Raw genomic sequence first — 15,402 nt, 5'->3', positions numbered from 1 at the left:
CAGGTTGACCTGCCAGGCCAGAAGCCCGATGCCGCCGGCCGACAGCAGCGTCGCCCAGGCCAGGGCCAGCGGCGTGGGCATGCGCTGGGTCGCCAACGGTCGACGGGAGGTGCGCAGCATCAACGCATCCAGGCGGCGGTCGACCACATGGTTGAACGCCGCGGCGCCTCCGGCGGCCAGACCGATGCCGACCAGGCCGAACACCACCGCCTCGGGGTCCGGCAGCGGCGACGCCAGCAGCATGCCGACCAGGGTGCAGACCAGCATCACTGCCACGACCCCGGGCTTGCACAGCGTGTAGAGGTCTCGCCAGCTCCAGCCGGCAAGATGGCCAACCGTCCCACGCTCCATCATGACTTCAGACATGAGCCAACTCCTCCTTCGTTGCAGTATCCCGGGCGCCCGCCGGTCCGACAGCCGTCGGGGCCGACGACCAGCGCCAGTGCCACAGGGCCAGGGTCATGGCCACGACCAGCAGCACCGCCCCGGCCGTGTGCAGCAGAGCCAGCCACAGGGGCAGCCAGGCCAGCACGTTGGCGATGCCGATCATCACCTGCACGCCATACGCCCCACCCAGCAACCCCAGCCAGGGGCGCATGCCGGCTGCTCGCCGGTGGCGCATGCCAAGTAGCAGCAAACTCAGGCCCAGGGCCAGGGCGCCGAGCCGATGCCCCACCTGAATGGCACTGCGCGCCTCGGCATGCAGCTGGCCGTGCAGATAGTTGGGGCCCACCGTCTGGGTCAGGTGGAAGCCCTCGCTCCAGTCCATCGTCGGCCACCACTGGCCGTTGCAGGTGGGAAAACCCTGGCAGGCAATGCCTGCATAGTTGCTGGAGGCCCAGCCGCCCAGCGCCAGCTGCCCCGCCAGCAACAGCACGGCCAGTCCCCACAGCGGCGTCAGGTGGCGACGCGGCACTGCCCGGCCCTCGCTGAACGAGAACCGGCGCAGCCGCAGATGCAGCCACAGGAAGAGCACCATCACGGTCAGGCCTCCCAGCAGGTGCAGCGTCACCACCTGGGGCCATAGCTTGAGGGTCACCGTGAAGGCCCCGAACGCGCCCTGTACCAGGACCATCACCAGCAGTGCCAGGCTGATCACCCAGGGATACCCCTCTTCCCGGCGCCACCGCGCACCCAGCACCACCAGGCCGATGACCAGCAGCCCCAGCGTCGAGGCCAGATAGCGGTGCACCATCTCCACCCAGGCCTTGGCGGACTCCAGCGGCACGTCGGGGGAGTGCGACAGGGCGCGTTCGGCGTCCGGCACCACCAGGGCCCCGTAGCACCCCGGCCAGTCGGGACACCCCAGGCCGGCATCCACCAGCCGCGTCCAGGCCCCCACCAGCACCACCACGGCGGTGAAGACGACGCCTGCCAGGCTCAGCCCCACCAGCCAACGACGGCGGCCGCTCTCGCCTGCTGCCCAGGTGCTACTGGCCATCAGCGGTACCCCCCACCAGGGTCGAGGCTTGGTCGTACCGCGCCATGGGAGGCTCGGGATTCATGCGCAACAGACGCCGCAGGTCATCCAGCACATCAGCCGTTGCCACATCGACATCATAGCCGAGCACGGGACGCCCCTCGGGGTCGAGGATCCAGAGGCGATGAGGGGCGCGCCAGTCGGCCTCGCCCGTCCACTGTGCCATCGCCGCGCCGGGGAGTGTCTCGCTGCCGCCTCCGATGCGCAGGCGACTGACGCGGTCGGCCTCACGTCCCAGGGCGCGGTGCAGTCGCCACCAGCGATCGGCGTTGGCGTCACACGCCTCCGGGCAGTCGAAGACCAGCCACCAGTCACCCTCCCCCTGCTTCTCCATGGACGTCAACGGCCACTGGGACAGGACAGGAAGCGAAGGTTGCAGCTCGCCATGGGCGGTGCGCCCTTCGGGAATTCCGATACGCCACTCCACCATGCCCCAGGCAAGGGCCACCGGCAGGGCAAAGATCGCGAAGAAGGCCAACAGCTTGAGGCGCTGACGCCCGGCATGAGTCATCGGGGAGTCTCCTGTCTCGAGAGGGGGAGCGTATCGGCGCGGCGAGCCTGGCGCCGCAGCCCCATCACCATGAACACCAGGGCGGCAAGCGCCAGCCCCCACCATTGCAGGGCATAAGCCAAGTGGCGCTCCGGCGGTACCACGCTGGGCTGCCACCAGGATGCGAAATGGCCCGGTCCCTGGTCGAGATGCAGCCATCCCGAATACGCCATTGTCGGCTCCGGCTCCCAGGCCGAGAGATCGATACGCTGCAGGCGCTTGCCCTCCCGATTGGGGCCGAACAGCGGGGCCGATTCACCGGCCGCCTGCCAGCGGCCTTCCAGGGTCACCACGCCAGCGGGCGTCTCGACCGAGGGGGTAGCGCGAGTAGGGCCTGTCGCCAGGAAGCCGCGCTGGACCAGCCATGTGCGCCCCCTAATGTCGCGAAACGGCGTCAGGGGCGCCACGCCTAGACGCCCCTCATGGGTGCGGTTGTCGAGAAATAGCGTCTGTTCGGCAAGGTACTCGCCCCGCAGAACCAGTGTCGCGCCGTCCGGCGGCGCTGCTGTCGGGGCTTCGATCCGCGGTGCATCCGCCAGACCCGCCAGATAGTCGCGCTTGTCGGCGGCACGCTCCCACTGCCATAGTCCCAATGCGATGCCCAGCCCGACCAGGCAGGACCAGAACCCCCACCAGACGATCTGACGCGTCGCTGAAGGACCGCAATTCCCGCCAGCTGACGATCCTTTCATGGAGCCGTGAATGTTACTCAAGATATTGATTGCCCTTGTCTTCCTGGCCATGGTGACGAGTCTGGCCGTGGGAGCCGGCTTCCTGATCCGAGACGGCAGCCGCTCACGGCGCGTACTGGTCTCCCTTAAGATCCGCGTGGCACTGGCGGCTATGCTGCTCATCCTGCTTGGCTACGGTTTCACCCTGGGAGGCCTCGGCAGCTGACCAGGAGGCGACCCCAGCTCCCGCGGTCAGAATACATAGACGAAGATGAACAGGCCGATCCATACCACGTCGACGAAGTGCCAATACCAGGCCGCCGCCTCGAAGCCGAAATGATCATCGGGCGTGAAATGTCCGCGGAATACCCGACAGAGCATGACCGCCAGGATGATGGTGCCGATGATCACGTGCAGCCCGTGGAAGCCGGTGAGCAGAAAGAAGGTGGCGCCATAGATGCCCGCCTGCAGGGTAATGCCGTAGTGGGCGTACGCCTCGTAATACTCGACCCCCTGAATGGTGATGAAACACAGCCCCAGCAGCACGGTCGCCGCGAGCCAGAAGCGGGCGCTGTTGCGAAACCCCTCCTTGAGCCCCTCGTGGGCGATGGTCAACGTGATGCTGGAGGAGACCAGGATCAGGGTGTTGACCAGCGGTAGATGCCAGGGGCTGAAGGTCTCTCGCGGCCCCTCGATGGAGGCTCCCGGCGGGTCGAGCAGCGGCCAGCTGGCGGTAAATTCCGGCCACAGCAAGGCCGCCACGCCCTTGGCCCCCTCACCATCGAGCCAGGGCAGCGCAAAGGTTCGCACGTAGAACAGCGCACCGAAGAAGGCCGCGAAGAACATCACCTCCGAAAAGATGAACCAGCCCATCCCCCAGCGGAAGGAGCGATCCATCTGGGCGTCGTAGAGACCGCCGCGTGACTCGCGGACGACATCGTGAAACCACAAGGCCATCACCGCCAGTACGCCGACCAGCCCGAGTGCCATGACCGGCATACCGGCCGTACCGTACACCAGCACCGTGCCGGTGCCGATCATCATCGCCCCCAGCGCCAGCGACGCCAGGATGGGCCACTTGCTGGACTCCGGAACGTAGTAGCTGCCACCACTCATGCGCTGTCTCCTTCTTTGATAGGCCCGCGGGGCGACACCGCTGCCTGCGCCGGCTTCACGGGATAGAGGGTGTAGACCAGGGTCACCGTCTTGATGTCGGAGGGCAGGTCTCGGGTCAACTGGAAGACCAGCGGTGCCTCCAGACGCTCGCCCCCCTCCAGGCGCTGCTCCTGAAAGCAGAAGCAGGTGAGCTTACGCAGGTGCACGGAGGCTTCCGAAGGCGAGACGCTGGGCACTGCACGCGCGCGGCTGGCCTCGCCCCCTCGGTTGCGGAAGGTGAAGAACACCTCATTGCTCTGCCCCGGATGGACGCGGAGCTGACGCGTCCGCACATCGAGCTCCCATGGAAGGCCGGCGCTGGCGCGGGTAATGAACTGCACCGTCACCATCCGTGAGGTGTCGGCCTCCTCATGGACCAGCACCTGGGCGCTGTTGCTGGTCTTGCCATTGAGTCCGGTGACGTCGCAGAAGACGTCATAGAGCGGCACCAGCGCAAAGGCGAAGGCGAACATGCCGGCCAGCACCACCAGGGTCCGGGTCACGGTGCGTCGCACCCCTTCCCTGTTCGTTGCCTGCTCATCTTGGCTGGACATGCCGCCCTCCCGCGTCACTGCCGACGCGATTCAATGCCGATCGGGATGAAACTCCGGGGGTGTCTCGAAGGTGTGCAGCGGGGCCGGGCTGGGCACGCTCCATTCCAGGTCCTCGGCCCCCTCCCAGGCCTTGGCCGAGGCCTTTTCGCCGCCGCGGATGCACTTGATGATCACCAGCACGAAGAGCAGCTGAGAGACACCGAACAGGAAGGCGCCGAGGCTGGAGGCCAGATTGAAGTCGGCGAACTGGAGGGCATAGTCAGGGATGCGTCGCGGCATGCCGGCAAGCCCCGAAAAGTGCATGGGGAAGAAGGTCAGGTTCACGCCGATGACCGACAGCCAGAAGTGCCACTGGGAGAGCCGCACGTTCGGGTAGTGGCCGGTCCACTTCGGCAGCCAGTAGTAGGCCCCCGCCAGGATCGCGAACAGCGCGCCGGGCACCAGTACATAGTGGAAATGCGCCACCACGAAGTAGGTGTCGTGGTACTGGAAGTCGGCCGGTGAGATGGCCAGCATCAGACCCGAGAAGCCACCGACCGTGAACTGCACCACGAACGCCAGCGCAAACAGCATGGGCGGCTCGAAGCTGATCGAGCCCCGGAACATCGTTGCGACCCAGTTGAAAATCTTCACCCCGGTGGGCACCGCGATCAGCATGGTGGTGTACATGAAGAACAGCTCCGCCACCAGCGGAAGACCGACCACGAACATATGGTGCGCCCAGACCAAGAACGACAGGAGAGCGATCGCCGCCGTGGCGTAAACCATGGAGGCATAGCCGAACAGGCGCTTCCGGGAGAAGGTCGGGATGATCGCCGAGACGATGCCGAAGGCCGGCAGGATCATGATGTAGACCTCGGGATGCCCGAAGAACCAGAACAGGTGCTGGAACAGCACCGGGTCCCCGCCGCCGGCCGCGTTGAAGAAACTGGTGCCGAAATTGATGTCCATCAGCATCATGGTGATCACCCCGGCCAGCACCGGCATCACCGCGATCAGCAGGAAGGCGGTGATCAGCCAGGTCCAGACGAACAGCGGCATGTCCATCATGCGCATCCCCGGTGCCCGCAGGTTGAGGATGGTGGCGATGATGTTGATGGCACCGAGAATCGAGCTGATACCGGCGATATGCAACGAGAGGATGAAGAAGGTGGTGGACGGGGGCGCGTAGGTGGTGGAGAGCGGTGCGTAGAAGGTCCAGCCGAAGTTGGGCCCGCCACCCGGCATCAGCAGGGTACTGAGCAGCAGCGTGAAGGCCACCGGCAGCAGCCAGAAACTGAAGTTGTTCAAGCGCGGCAAAGCCATGTCCGGCGCGCCGATCTGCAGCGGCACCATCCAGTTCGCCAGGCCCACAAAGGCGGGCATGATCGCCCCGAACACCATGATCAGGCCGTGCATGGTGGTCATCTGGTTGAAGAATTCTGGCTGCACCAGTTGCAGGCCGGGCTGGAACAGCTCGGCGCGTACCACCAGAGCGAAGATTCCCCCGATAAAGAACATGGTCAGCGAGAAGATCAGGTAGAGGCTACCGATCTCCTTGTGGTTGGTGGTCAGCAGCCAGCGCATCAGACCACGGGGCCGGGCATGACCGGCCTCGGCCATGCCACCGGCTGTGGCCGTGCTGTGCTGCGGGATCGGCTTGGGTGGCAGGTGGGAAGCCATCGGAAATCTCCCTAGTTGGCAATCTCGAAAGAGAAACGGAAAGGCCGGTCACTCGCCCTGATCGGCAAGGCGCTCGGCGATTTCCGACGGTTGCACGCGGTCGCCGGACTCGTTGCCCCAGGCATTGCGTTCGTAGGTGAGCACCGCGGCGATCTCGACCGGATTCAGTGTGCTACGGAAGGCCGGCATCGCCGCACCCGACACACCGTTGACCACCCTGTCGATATGCCAATCGCGGTCATCGAGCATCGGCTGGTTGCCGGCCAACGCCGGGAAGGCCGGTGGATTGCCCTGGCCATCCGGTTGGTGACAAGCGGCACACACTGAGCCGTAGACCTGCTCGCCACGCTCCATCAGCTCGTCCATGCCCCACTCGCGGTCAACGCCGGCGGCCTCCTGCGCGGCGGCCTTCTTGCGCTCGGCCAGCCACTCGTCGAAGCGCTCCTGCTCGACGGCCTCGACCACCACGGGCATGAAGGCATGGTCCTTGCCGCACAGTTCGGCACACTGGCCGCGATAGATCCCGGGCTCTTCGATACGCACCCAGTTCTCGTTGACGAAACCAGGTATGGCGTCCTGCTTGACCGCCAGGTCGGGCACCCACCAGGAATGGATGACATCATCAGAGGTCAGCAGCAAGCGGACCTTCTGCCCCACCGGCAACACCAGCGGCTCGTCCACCTCGAGCAAGTAGTGCTCCCCCTTCTCGTCGGCACCACTGATCTGCTCGCGGGGGGTACCCAGGTTGGAGGTGAAGGCGACCTCCTCTCCCAGATACTCGTAGCGCCAGCGCCACTGCTGGCCGGTGACCATGATGTCGAGGTCGGCCTCGGAGACGTCGTACATGTTCTTGAGGGTCGCAGTGGCAGGCACCGCCATGCCCACCAAGATCAGCAGCGGGATCGCTGTCCAGATCACTTCCACGCTGGTGTGCTCATGGAAGGTAGCCGCCTTGGCGCCACGGGAATGCCGATAGCGGAACAGCGAATAGAACATCGCCCCGAAGACGATGACCCCGATGATCACGCAGATCCAGAAGATAATCATGTGCAGGGAGTAGATGTCACGGCTGACCGCCGTGACACCGACCGGCATGTTCCAGCCATTGGCCAACGCAACCGGGATCAGGGCTGCAGAGGTGAGCCCCCCCACCAGCCACACGAGCAACGTGCGCATCGGCGCCTCCTCAGGGTCATTGTTGTATTAGCGAGCGCTTAGCGGAGGAGTATAGAAGAGTGCGACCGTTCGTCACGCCCCTCGCGCCATGGCAGGTAAACGGCATCATCAACGCTGGGCCGGTCAGCGCGCTGCCAGCACCGCCACGAGTGCCACCAGCACCACGAATACCACCCCAACGAGCAGACCCGCCGCGATGAAGGTGCCCGGGCGGTTGGACGCGAAATCCTCACGCCGTCGCGCATCCTTCTGAACCCCGAGGAAAGCCGCCAGTACTGATTTGATCGCTTGCCACATTTCGGCCTCCCTACAGGCATGGCCTTGTATTCACATCAACCCTAGACCATGTCGCCGGAGGTGCCGCGTTGATGCAGGACACGCTGACCGCCGATGAAGAAGATTTCTACTTTCGCTGCAACGCACCAAACCGCTTTCATCTTCTACACTAGAAGTGAGTGTTAAGCATGATCCCGCAACCCGCCGAGGACTCCAAAGGAGACCGACCATGACCAAGCAAAAAGACACCACGGCCAATCCCGCCATGGCCGCGACCGAACCGATGATGGAGTGGTGGCAGAAACAGTTGACTCAGGGCATCAGGCCCATGACCCGCATGCAGCTCGCCTGGATGCACAGCATGGCCGAGACCATGCAGTTCGAGGCCCAGTTCCTCCAGGCAATTGCCGAGAGCGGCCAGAAGATCGCCCAATCCTTCGAGGGGGATACGCCGCAGACACCGGCCGAGATGCAGGAACGCTATCAGCAGCTCATCAGCGATATCACCGAAGCCCAAATGGAGCGGATGAAGAGAGCCACAGAAATTTCCCACGATTTCCGGCGCTGTGTCTGGGAGGAGATCTGACGCGGCCGATCATCCTGGTGGCCTTGCCCCTGCCGCTCCTGAGCCCGAGGCTCAGCCAAAGCCGAAGAGCCGGGTGATCAGGGGCAACACGAAAGCAGTCAGCAGGCCCGTGAGTCCCATGGCCAGACCTGAAAAGGCACCGGCCACGGCGCCAAGGCGGGCGAAGGCGTGGGCGGTACCGAAGCCATGAGCCGCCAGTCCCAGGGTGAAGCCCTGCACCACTGGATCCTTGATCCGCAGCAGCCGGAAGATCCATGGCCCAAGGGCGCAACCGATCGAGCCGGTCAACAACACCAGGCCGGCGGCCAAGGAGGGAATACCACCGATCTGCTCGGCGATGCCCATGGCAATCGGCGAGGTGACGGAGCGCGGTGCCAGCGACAGCAGCGTCTCGGTGCGTGCGCCGAGCAGCATGGCCAATCCCAGAGTCGACGCCACCGCCGTGACGATCCCCGCCCCGCAGGCCAGCAACAGCGGCCACAGCAAGCGACGCACCCGCTCGCGATGGTCGTACAGGGGGATCGCCAGGGCTACCGTGGCCGGTCCCAGCAGGAAGTGGATGAACTGGGCCCCCTCGAAGTAGGTACGGTAATCCATCTCCACCACCAGCAGCAGAGCGATCAGCATGGCGATGGAGAGCGTGACGGGGTGCAGCAAAGGGGTACCACCCACGGCATGATTGATTCTCACCGCCAGGGCAAAGACCAGCAGGGTCACCAGCAGCGAAAGCAGCGGATTGCCCGAGAGGTAGACCCACAACTGGTCGAGAGTGGCGACATTCATGCCTTGCCCCCCGGCCGGCTGTTGCGCTGGGCATGACCCGACTGCAGGCGTTCCAGCACCCAGGCCGTCACGCCCAGGGTCACCGCCGTGGACACCACCAGGGTCACCACGATTGGAAAGAGGTCGGCACCGATCAACTCGAAGTGCACCATCAACCCCACCCCGGCAGGCACGAACAGCAGCGTCAGGTAGCGCAGCAGCCCCTCCCCCGTCAGGCGCAGGCTCGACGGCACCTTGCCACGGATCATCAACGCCACCAGCAGGATTACCATGCCGATCACCGGTCCCGGAATCGGTAGCGTGAGTCCCCTCGCCACCAGCTCACCGGCAAACTGGCAAGCCAGCAGCATGCTCATTCCCATGATCAACGGCATATTCGACCTCCTCTCGACAGCTCCCCAGGGAGCAGGTTCTCGTTGCAGACAGTGTGACAGAAGCGACGCGCTCCGGGCCTCGTCGGGACAACCGGCCAAGCAATTGAAACGGAAGCGCAAAAGGGACTTTTCATTTGCCCCGCGACGCGCTAGTATACGCCTCGTTCTCGGGGGCCAGTATTTGCAGGCCAGAAAACCCGAAAACGGTATCGGAGCGTGGCGCAGCTTGGTAGCGCGTTGCAATGGGGTTGCAAAGGTCGCAGGTTCGAATCCTGTCGCTCCGACCAGAAATATCAGAAAAAACGGCCACTTAGCTCTTTGCAGCAGGTGGCCGTTTTTCGTTGCTCAGTCTCTAGGTTCCAAATAGGCTCCATGCGTTGAAAACAATCAGCAACCTCAGGTAATCCGCTCTCCCCTTCCATTGAGCCGGTCAACCAACGCTTGCAGCCTCTTACCGCATAGACACCTGCTCGAGTGAAAGCGGTGAGCCCAGCGACAAATGACCCGTGCTTCCTGGTCGGGGGCTGACTTCTCATCTGCCGCCGGCCATCATGGCCAATTGCCGGGCAAGAGCCGTGCCCCCTCAGTCACGTTCGTCGGAGGAGAGCTTGGGCGCCGTTGCCTCGTCAGCGACTTGCCGACGCCTCGCTTCGCGAGGTGACAGGCCATAACGTGCCTTGAAGGCCCGAGCGAAGGTAGAGCCGGAGGTGAAGCCGCAGGCCAGCCCCACCGAGAGGATATCCCGGTCCGTGTCGACCAACAGGTGCCGGGCGCGCGCCAGCCGCAGCTTCAGGTACCATGCCCGAGGGGACGTGCCGAGATGCTGCTCGAAGAGGCGTTGAAGCTGGCGCAGGGAAACACCACTGCGGCTGGCCACCGCGGCCAATGACAGCGGTACCTGCTGATACCGTTCCATCAGGGAAACCGCTTCCACCAGACGGCGGTTGTGGACCCCCAGGCGCCTGGCCAGCGACATGCGCTGCTGATCGTTGCGAGTACGAATTCGCTCATGAATCAGCTGCTCCGAAACGTCGATCGCCAGTCGCGACCCATGGCGACGGGCGATCACCTCCAGGGCCATGTCCATCGCCGCCGTGCCACCGGCACAGGAGAAGCGCCGCCGCCCAAGCTCATAGAGCTCGTCGGAGGTCTCGATGCCCGGGAAGCGCTCCTGGAAAGCCGGCAGGCTTTCCCAGTGCAGGGTGACGCGCTCGCCCTCCAGCAGGCCCGCCTCCGCCAGCAAGAAGCCCCCGGTATCGAGCCCGCCCAGCACGCAACCAGCCTGGTCCAGGCGATGCAGCCAGGCCATCAGGGGCCGGCTCAGGCTGTCCTCAGGACCGAAGCCGCTGCATACCGCCAAGGAAGGAGTGTGATGCACCTCCCCGATGGCACGGTCGACCAGCAGCGTCATGCCGTTGGAGGCCGTGACCGGCGTGCCATCCTCGCTGATCAGCGTCCAGTCGAACAGCGCCCGCCCCGTGATCCGATTGGCGATCCTGAGCGGCTCCACCGCCGAGAAGAACGCCATCATCGAGAAGCGCGGCAGCAGCAAAAATCCCACGGCTTCGGGCAACAGCCCCTGATAGTCCAGGCGCAAGGCGCATCTCCTCCATCCTTCGACCCATTCAGTACGCCCGGCATAGGGCCGGTGCGCGACGGCCGAATCATCGGTCAACGTCGTGAGGATACCCGCTGTCACCGGGATGAGCACCACGCTCGGTTCGTACGCGGCGACCGCCGGGTCACTTCTCGACATGAGGCAAAATCGCCGCCCGACACGTCACCGGGCCATGGCAGACGCACGACGGCGAGGGCTAGAATGGTCCCCAGGCTTCCCCATCCGAGGTGTCCCCGTGTCTCACAACGAGAAAACCATCCTGGCCTTCGACTCGGCCGGCAACGAGTATTTCATCGACATGTTCGTCAGCGTCCGGGATCTCAGTGACCTTCAGCACGCTGGTGCCACCCGCAACGGGCTCCCCGCCTTCCGGACCCGGGAGGGCCACTCGGTCACTCACCTCGGCGGAGGCGAGTTCGCCGTGATGGTCCCCGGCGAGGAGGAAGCGATCACCGTCAGGACGGAAGATCCCGAGTTCGTCTAGGCCCCTTCCCTCGCGCCTTTTGTCACTCCGCGCGGGGACTGTTGAATGCCCTTGTGTTGTACCGGCTGCTGTAGAAGCAGCCATCGAGACGATTGACCGCCTATCCCGGACCGGTGCATGCTCTTCCGGCGACAGAACGCAACACGCTGACACAAAAAAGGAAACCTGACATGAACGGCTTTGTACGCAGCACGCTGGCACTCTCCGTTTCGCTGGCCATGGCTGCCGGCGCCAACGCCTCCGAGTTCACCGACATGGAGCCCGTCACCCTGCGCCTGGCCCACGTGGTCAACGAGCAGGATGGCTTCCACATTGCCGCCGAGAAGTTCGAGGAGCTGGTCGAGGAGCGTACCGAAGGCAAGGTGGATATCGAGCTATATCCCAACGCCAGCCTCGGAGACGAGCGTACCCTGCTCGAGGGCATGCAGATCGGCACCGTCGACATGGGCGTGATCACCAACGGGCCAGTGGCCAACTTCGTCGAGGAGATGGCGGTCTTCGAGCTACCCTTCCTCTTCCCCTCCCCGGAGGCTGCCTACGAGGTGCTCGATGGCCCGATCGGCCAGGAACTGCTCGACAAGCTGGCGGAGGTCAACCTGAAGGGCCTGGCCTACGCCGAACGCGGCTTCCGCAACCTGACCAACAGCGAACGTCCTGTGGAGCGCCCGGCGGATATCGACGGCCTGCGCATCCGCGTGATGGAAAACCCGGTCTACGTGGACACCTTCCGCGAACTGGGTGCCAATGCCATTCCCATGGCCTGGACCGAGGCGCTGACCGCCATGCAACAGGGCACTATCGACGGCCAGGAAAACCCGGTCAATGTCATCCACTCCTTCAAACTCTACGAAACCCAGGACCACATGACGCTGTCGCGCCATACCTATGCCCCGGCGATCTTCGTGATGGGCATGCCCGCCTGGAACCCCCTGCCCGAGGCCGTCCAGCAGGTGATGGTCGAGGCCGCCCAGGAGGCCGCCGAACACGAGCGTCGGGTGAATGCCGAGATGGAGGCCGAGCAGCTGGCAGAGCTGCGCGAAGCGGGCATGCAGATCGTCGATGAGCCCGATATCGCTGCCTTCCAGGAGGCCGTAGCGCCGGTCTATGACCAGTATGGCGAGGAGTTCGGCGACTATCTCACCCGCATCCAGGAGGCACTCAAGTAAGTGAGCCACGCCCATTCCCTGCTACGACCGCTGCGGTGGAGTGAGCGCGCCCTCGACGCCGTCATCGCCCCCGTGGTCTTCACGGCGATGGCGGCGTTGATCGGTGTGATCACCCTGCAGATCGTGTCACGCGTTTTCTTTACCGCGGTGGGCTGGACCGAGGAGGTGGCCCGTTTCCTGCTGGTATGGATCACCTTCCTCGCCGCCACCCTGGCATTCCGGCGTGGCCGGCATATCGCCGTGACCTTCGTCGTCGACGCCCTGCCCGGTCTGCCCCGACATCTGGCGCGTGCCGCCGCCCTGCTGGTAGCGGTTGGCTTCCTTGCCGCCCTGGTCGTCATAGGCCTGGAATACATGCAGGTGCAGAGCTTTCAGAAGTCCGCCTCGCTACGCCTTTCCATGACCTGGGTCTACGCGGTCATTCCCCTCGCCGCCGGGATCATGACCTGGTATGCCCTGGTCGACCTGGTGGAACTGCTGTTGGGTGGTTCCAACGACAGCGCGACAGGTGACGGCAGCGCCGAGGAGCCGCCCGCATGACCGCCCTGCTCTTCGTGATGTTCTTCGTCTTCATGCTGCTGGGCGTCCCCATCGCCCTGGCCATCGGTGCCAGCACTCTGGTGGCCCTGAGTGCCCAGGGCGTGCCGCTGATGGTGGTCACCCAGCAGATGTTCCAGGGCATCAACTCCTTTGCCCTGGTGGCGGTGCCCATGTTCATCCTGGCCGGGGACCTGATGGCCCAGGGCAAGGTGAGCGAGAAGCTGGTGGACTTCGCCGACTCGCTGTTCGGTTTCCTCAAGGGTGGGCTCTCCATCGTCTCGGTGGGCGCCGGCATGTTCTTCGCCGCCATCTCCGGCTCGGGAGCCGCCACCACCGCCGCGGTAGGCTCGAGCCTGGTGCCGGAACTGCGCAAGAAGGGCTACGAGCCGGCCTCGGCGGCCAGCCTGATCGCCGCCAGCGGCACCATTGGGGTGGTGATCCCGCCCTCGGTGCCGATGATCATCTATGCGGTAATTGCCCAGCAATCGGTCTCGACGCTGTTTCTCAGCGGCATCCTGCCAGGTATCGCCATGGGCGTGGGGCTGGCCACCATTGCCATCGTCCAGGCCTATCGTCGCAACTATCCGCGTGGTACGGCGCTCTCGGCCGCCACCATCTGGCGCACCTTCAAAAGCGCCAGCTGGGGGCTCGCGACCCCGGTGATCATTCTCGGCGGGATCTTCTCGGGGGTGTTCACGCCCAGCGAGGCGGCGGTAGTGGCGGTCAACTACGCCCTGCTGGTGTCACTGTTCGTCTACCGCGACCTGAGCTACGCCGACGTCTACCGCATCCTGATCCGCTCGGCGATCACCACCTCGGTGATCATGCTGGTGATCGCCACCTCGGCGGTACTGAGCTGGACGCTCTCCAGCTGGCAGGTTCCCGGCGCCATCGCCCAGGCGGTGCTCTCCCTCTCCACCAACCCGCTGGTGATCATGCTGTTGGTGGTGGCGGTGATCCTGCTCACCGGGGTGTTCATCGAGACGGCCAGCGCCCTGATCATCCTCACCCCGGTGCTGCTGCCACTGGTGACCCGGCTGGGTATCGACCCGATCCACTTCGGCCTGATCATCGTGATGGGACTCGCCATCGGCATGATCACCCCGCCGGTGGCGATCAACCTCTATGTGGCCTCCTCGGTCACCCAACTGCCACTGGAGCGCATCACCCGCGCCATCATTCCCTACCTGCTGGGGCTGGTGACAGTGTTGCTGCTGGTCGTCTATGTACCCATCCTGCTGGGCCTCTCCGGCTAGGTCACCCAACAACCCGGAAGGAGCTCCCGATGCATCGATCGATAATGCCTGTGGCCGGCATGCTCGCCATGACCCTGCTGGCGGGCTGTACCACCTATACCTGGAATGACGGCCGCCAGGAAACCGTGTGGGGCATTCCCGCCGAGGATGAGACGAAGACCCGCGAGGAGCGACAGGCCCAGGGCGTCGAGTACCGGGAGCCCGGCGAGATTCCAGAATGAGGGCCACGTAATGCGCCACTGACCGCGGCCGGGCATGCTGGGGCCACATTCCCGATGGACGTGACAAGCCCTGACTCTCCTCGGCCAGAGCATCGCCATGCCCACCACTCTCTACTACGATGCCGACGGTCACAGCTACTCGATACCCATTTCGGCGAACTCTCACGAGCAACGCTACGCAGCGGCCTGGAGCGACTGCGATGGGCGGGTGACAGTGGAGGCAGCGGGAGACCTCAGTCCCCAAGACGCTCAAGGTCGCAAGCCGCCTGGCGGAACACCACGCTGAGGTTGTTGGCGGGCATGACCACCACCTGATCGAGGCTGAGGCCGCAACGTTCGGCTTCGGCTGTCACGGCCTCCAGGTCACGGATCCCCCAGTTCGGGTCGCGGGCCCGGAGGTCCGCATCGAAGGCCGCATTGCTCGGGGCCGTATGGCGCCCCTCCCGCCGGAACGGCCCATAGAGGTAGAGGACGCCTCCAGGTACCAGAGAGGCACCAGCCCCCGCCATCAGCGCCTCGGTGACCCTCCAGGGCGAGATATGCAGCAGGTTGATGGCCACCACAGCATCGAAGGGTTCCGCCGGCCAGCCATCGGCCAGCACGTCAAGCTGCCGGGGCTGACGAAGATTCGCGAGGCCCGCGGCCTCCTGCCAGGCAGCGATGGAGGCTAGCGCGCGGGGGGCGGGGTCGCTGGGCTGCCAGGTCCAGCCAGGGGCAGCGCCGGCAAGGTGTACGGCGTGCTCGCCGCTGCCGCTGGCCACTTCCAGCACCCGGGCCGCCTCGGGCAGCACCTGCTGCAGAACCGTGAGGATCGGCTGGCGGTTGCGGGCCACAGCGGGGCTCGTCAGGC

General features: G+C 64.9%; 20 protein-coding genes and 1 tRNA gene. 8 read left to right on the top strand and 13 right to left on the bottom strand.

Annotated elements, in window-relative coordinates:
• The 4 genes from RI841_RS07045 to RI841_RS07030 all read right to left on the bottom strand — a co-directional run.
• Positions 1 to 366: UbiA family prenyltransferase (locus RI841_RS07045; protein WP_310704881.1), on the bottom strand; the 366-nt coding region annotated here is incomplete at its 3' end.
• Positions 359 to 1,441 (bottom strand): COX15/CtaA family protein, encoded by a 1,083-nt coding sequence (locus RI841_RS07040; protein WP_310704880.1) that lies wholly within the window; start codon positions 1,439 to 1,441, stop codon positions 359 to 361. The genes RI841_RS07040 and RI841_RS07045, both read right to left, overlap by 8 nt.
• Positions 1,431 to 1,991, bottom strand: coding sequence for a hypothetical protein (locus RI841_RS07035; RefSeq protein WP_310704878.1), 561 nt, complete (start codon positions 1,989 to 1,991; stop codon positions 1,431 to 1,433). The genes RI841_RS07040 and RI841_RS07035 overlap by 11 nt, the downstream gene beginning before the upstream one ends.
• Positions 1,988 to 2,722, bottom strand: a complete 735-nt coding sequence (locus RI841_RS07030; RefSeq protein ID WP_310704877.1) for an SURF1 family protein — start codon at positions 2,720 to 2,722, stop codon at positions 1,988 to 1,990. The genes RI841_RS07035 and RI841_RS07030 overlap by 4 nt, the downstream gene beginning before the upstream one ends.
• 10 nt (positions 2,723 to 2,732) lie before the next feature.
• Here RI841_RS07030 and RI841_RS07025 point away from each other — a divergent pair, with 10 nt between their 5' ends.
• On the top strand, positions 2,733 to 2,927 hold the full coding sequence (locus RI841_RS07025) for a DUF2909 family protein (RefSeq protein WP_310704876.1): 195 nt from the start codon (positions 2,733 to 2,735) through the stop codon (positions 2,925 to 2,927).
• A gap of 26 nt (positions 2,928 to 2,953) precedes the next feature.
• On the opposite strand, the gene RI841_RS07020 is transcribed toward RI841_RS07025, so the two are convergent.
• The 5 genes from RI841_RS07020 to RI841_RS07000 form a co-directional block, all read right to left on the bottom strand.
• A complete protein-coding gene (locus RI841_RS07020) occupies positions 2,954 to 3,817 on the bottom strand; it encodes a cytochrome c oxidase subunit 3 (RefSeq protein ID WP_310704875.1) in 864 nt (287 codons plus the stop codon).
• On the bottom strand, positions 3,814 to 4,410 hold the full coding sequence (locus tag RI841_RS07015) for a cytochrome c oxidase assembly protein (protein ID WP_310704874.1): 597 nt from the start codon (positions 4,408 to 4,410) through the stop codon (positions 3,814 to 3,816). Before RI841_RS07015 ends, RI841_RS07020 begins: the two co-directional genes overlap by 4 nt.
• Positions 4,411 to 4,440: 30 nt before the next feature.
• Positions 4,441 to 6,072: a cytochrome c oxidase subunit I gene (gene ctaD, locus RI841_RS07010; RefSeq protein WP_310704873.1), complete on the bottom strand. Its 1,632-nt coding sequence runs from the start codon at positions 6,070 to 6,072 to the stop codon at positions 4,441 to 4,443.
• A 48-nt stretch (positions 6,073 to 6,120) separates the two neighbouring features.
• The gene (gene coxB / locus RI841_RS07005) at positions 6,121 to 7,248 is read right to left on the bottom strand and encodes a cytochrome c oxidase subunit II (RefSeq protein ID WP_310704872.1); all 1,128 of its coding nucleotides are present in this window, start codon (positions 7,246 to 7,248) and stop codon (positions 6,121 to 6,123) included.
• A gap of 123 nt (positions 7,249 to 7,371) precedes the next feature.
• The gene (locus RI841_RS07000; RefSeq protein ID WP_310704871.1) at positions 7,372 to 7,545 is read right to left on the bottom strand and encodes a DUF2970 domain-containing protein; all 174 of its coding nucleotides are present in this window, start codon (positions 7,543 to 7,545) and stop codon (positions 7,372 to 7,374) included.
• A gap of 208 nt (positions 7,546 to 7,753) precedes the next feature.
• Between RI841_RS07000 and RI841_RS06995 the strand changes: the two genes are divergently transcribed.
• On the top strand, positions 7,754 to 8,110 hold the full coding sequence (locus tag RI841_RS06995; RefSeq protein WP_310704869.1) for a hypothetical protein: 357 nt from the start codon (positions 7,754 to 7,756) through the stop codon (positions 8,108 to 8,110).
• Positions 8,111 to 8,161: 51 nt separating this feature from the next.
• Here RI841_RS06995 and RI841_RS06990 read toward each other — a convergent pair whose 3' ends face one another.
• Complete coding sequence (locus RI841_RS06990; RefSeq protein ID WP_310704868.1) at positions 8,162 to 8,893, bottom strand: LrgB family protein; 732 nt, start codon at positions 8,891 to 8,893, stop codon at positions 8,162 to 8,164.
• A complete protein-coding gene (locus RI841_RS06985) occupies positions 8,890 to 9,267 on the bottom strand; it encodes a CidA/LrgA family protein (protein ID WP_310704867.1) in 378 nt (125 codons plus the stop codon). Before RI841_RS06985 ends, RI841_RS06990 begins: the two co-directional genes overlap by 4 nt.
• 210 nt (positions 9,268 to 9,477) lie before the next feature.
• Here RI841_RS06985 and RI841_RS06980 point away from each other — a divergent pair.
• A tRNA-Pro gene (locus RI841_RS06980) sits at positions 9,478 to 9,554 on the top strand.
• Between the two features lie 296 nt (positions 9,555 to 9,850).
• On the opposite strand, the gene RI841_RS06975 is transcribed toward RI841_RS06980, so the two are convergent.
• Entirely contained in the window at positions 9,851 to 10,864 is a 1,014-nt protein-coding gene (locus RI841_RS06975) for a GlxA family transcriptional regulator (RefSeq protein WP_310704866.1), read from the bottom strand.
• A gap of 256 nt (positions 10,865 to 11,120) precedes the next feature.
• Here RI841_RS06975 and RI841_RS06970 point away from each other — a divergent pair, with 256 nt between their 5' ends.
• The 5 genes from RI841_RS06970 (at position 11,121) to RI841_RS06950 (ending at position 14,552) form a co-directional block, all read left to right on the top strand.
• Positions 11,121 to 11,369, top strand: coding sequence for a hypothetical protein (locus RI841_RS06970; RefSeq protein ID WP_310704865.1), 249 nt, complete (start codon positions 11,121 to 11,123; stop codon positions 11,367 to 11,369).
• 170 nt (positions 11,370 to 11,539) lie between these two features.
• The gene (locus RI841_RS06965) at positions 11,540 to 12,535 is read left to right on the top strand and encodes a TRAP transporter substrate-binding protein (RefSeq protein WP_310704864.1); all 996 of its coding nucleotides are present in this window, start codon (positions 11,540 to 11,542) and stop codon (positions 12,533 to 12,535) included.
• Positions 12,536 to 13,075, top strand: a complete 540-nt coding sequence (locus RI841_RS06960) for a TRAP transporter small permease (RefSeq protein WP_405000920.1) — start codon at positions 12,536 to 12,538, stop codon at positions 13,073 to 13,075. It abuts the gene before it with no gap.
• A complete protein-coding gene (locus RI841_RS06955) occupies positions 13,072 to 14,331 on the top strand; it encodes a TRAP transporter large permease (protein ID WP_310704863.1) in 1,260 nt (419 codons plus the stop codon). Before RI841_RS06960 ends, RI841_RS06955 begins: the two co-directional genes overlap by 4 nt.
• Before the next feature lie 29 nt (positions 14,332 to 14,360).
• Positions 14,361 to 14,552, top strand: a complete 192-nt coding sequence (locus tag RI841_RS06950; RefSeq protein WP_310704862.1) for a hypothetical protein — start codon at positions 14,361 to 14,363, stop codon at positions 14,550 to 14,552.
• A 233-nt stretch (positions 14,553 to 14,785) separates the two neighbouring features.
• Here the strand turns inward: RI841_RS06950 and RI841_RS06945 are convergent, their stop codons facing one another.
• A complete protein-coding gene (locus RI841_RS06945) occupies positions 14,786 to 15,400 on the bottom strand; it encodes a DUF938 domain-containing protein (RefSeq protein WP_310704861.1) in 615 nt (204 codons plus the stop codon).
• Positions 15,401 to 15,402 lie beyond the last annotated feature (2 nt).

The sequence above is a fragment of the Halomonas sp. genome (genome assembly GCF_031581305.1).
Classification (GTDB): Bacteria; Pseudomonadota; Gammaproteobacteria; order Pseudomonadales; family Halomonadaceae; genus Halomonas.
The sequence above is the reverse complement of the archived record's forward strand: the minus strand, read 5'-3'. Positions and strand labels throughout refer to the sequence as shown.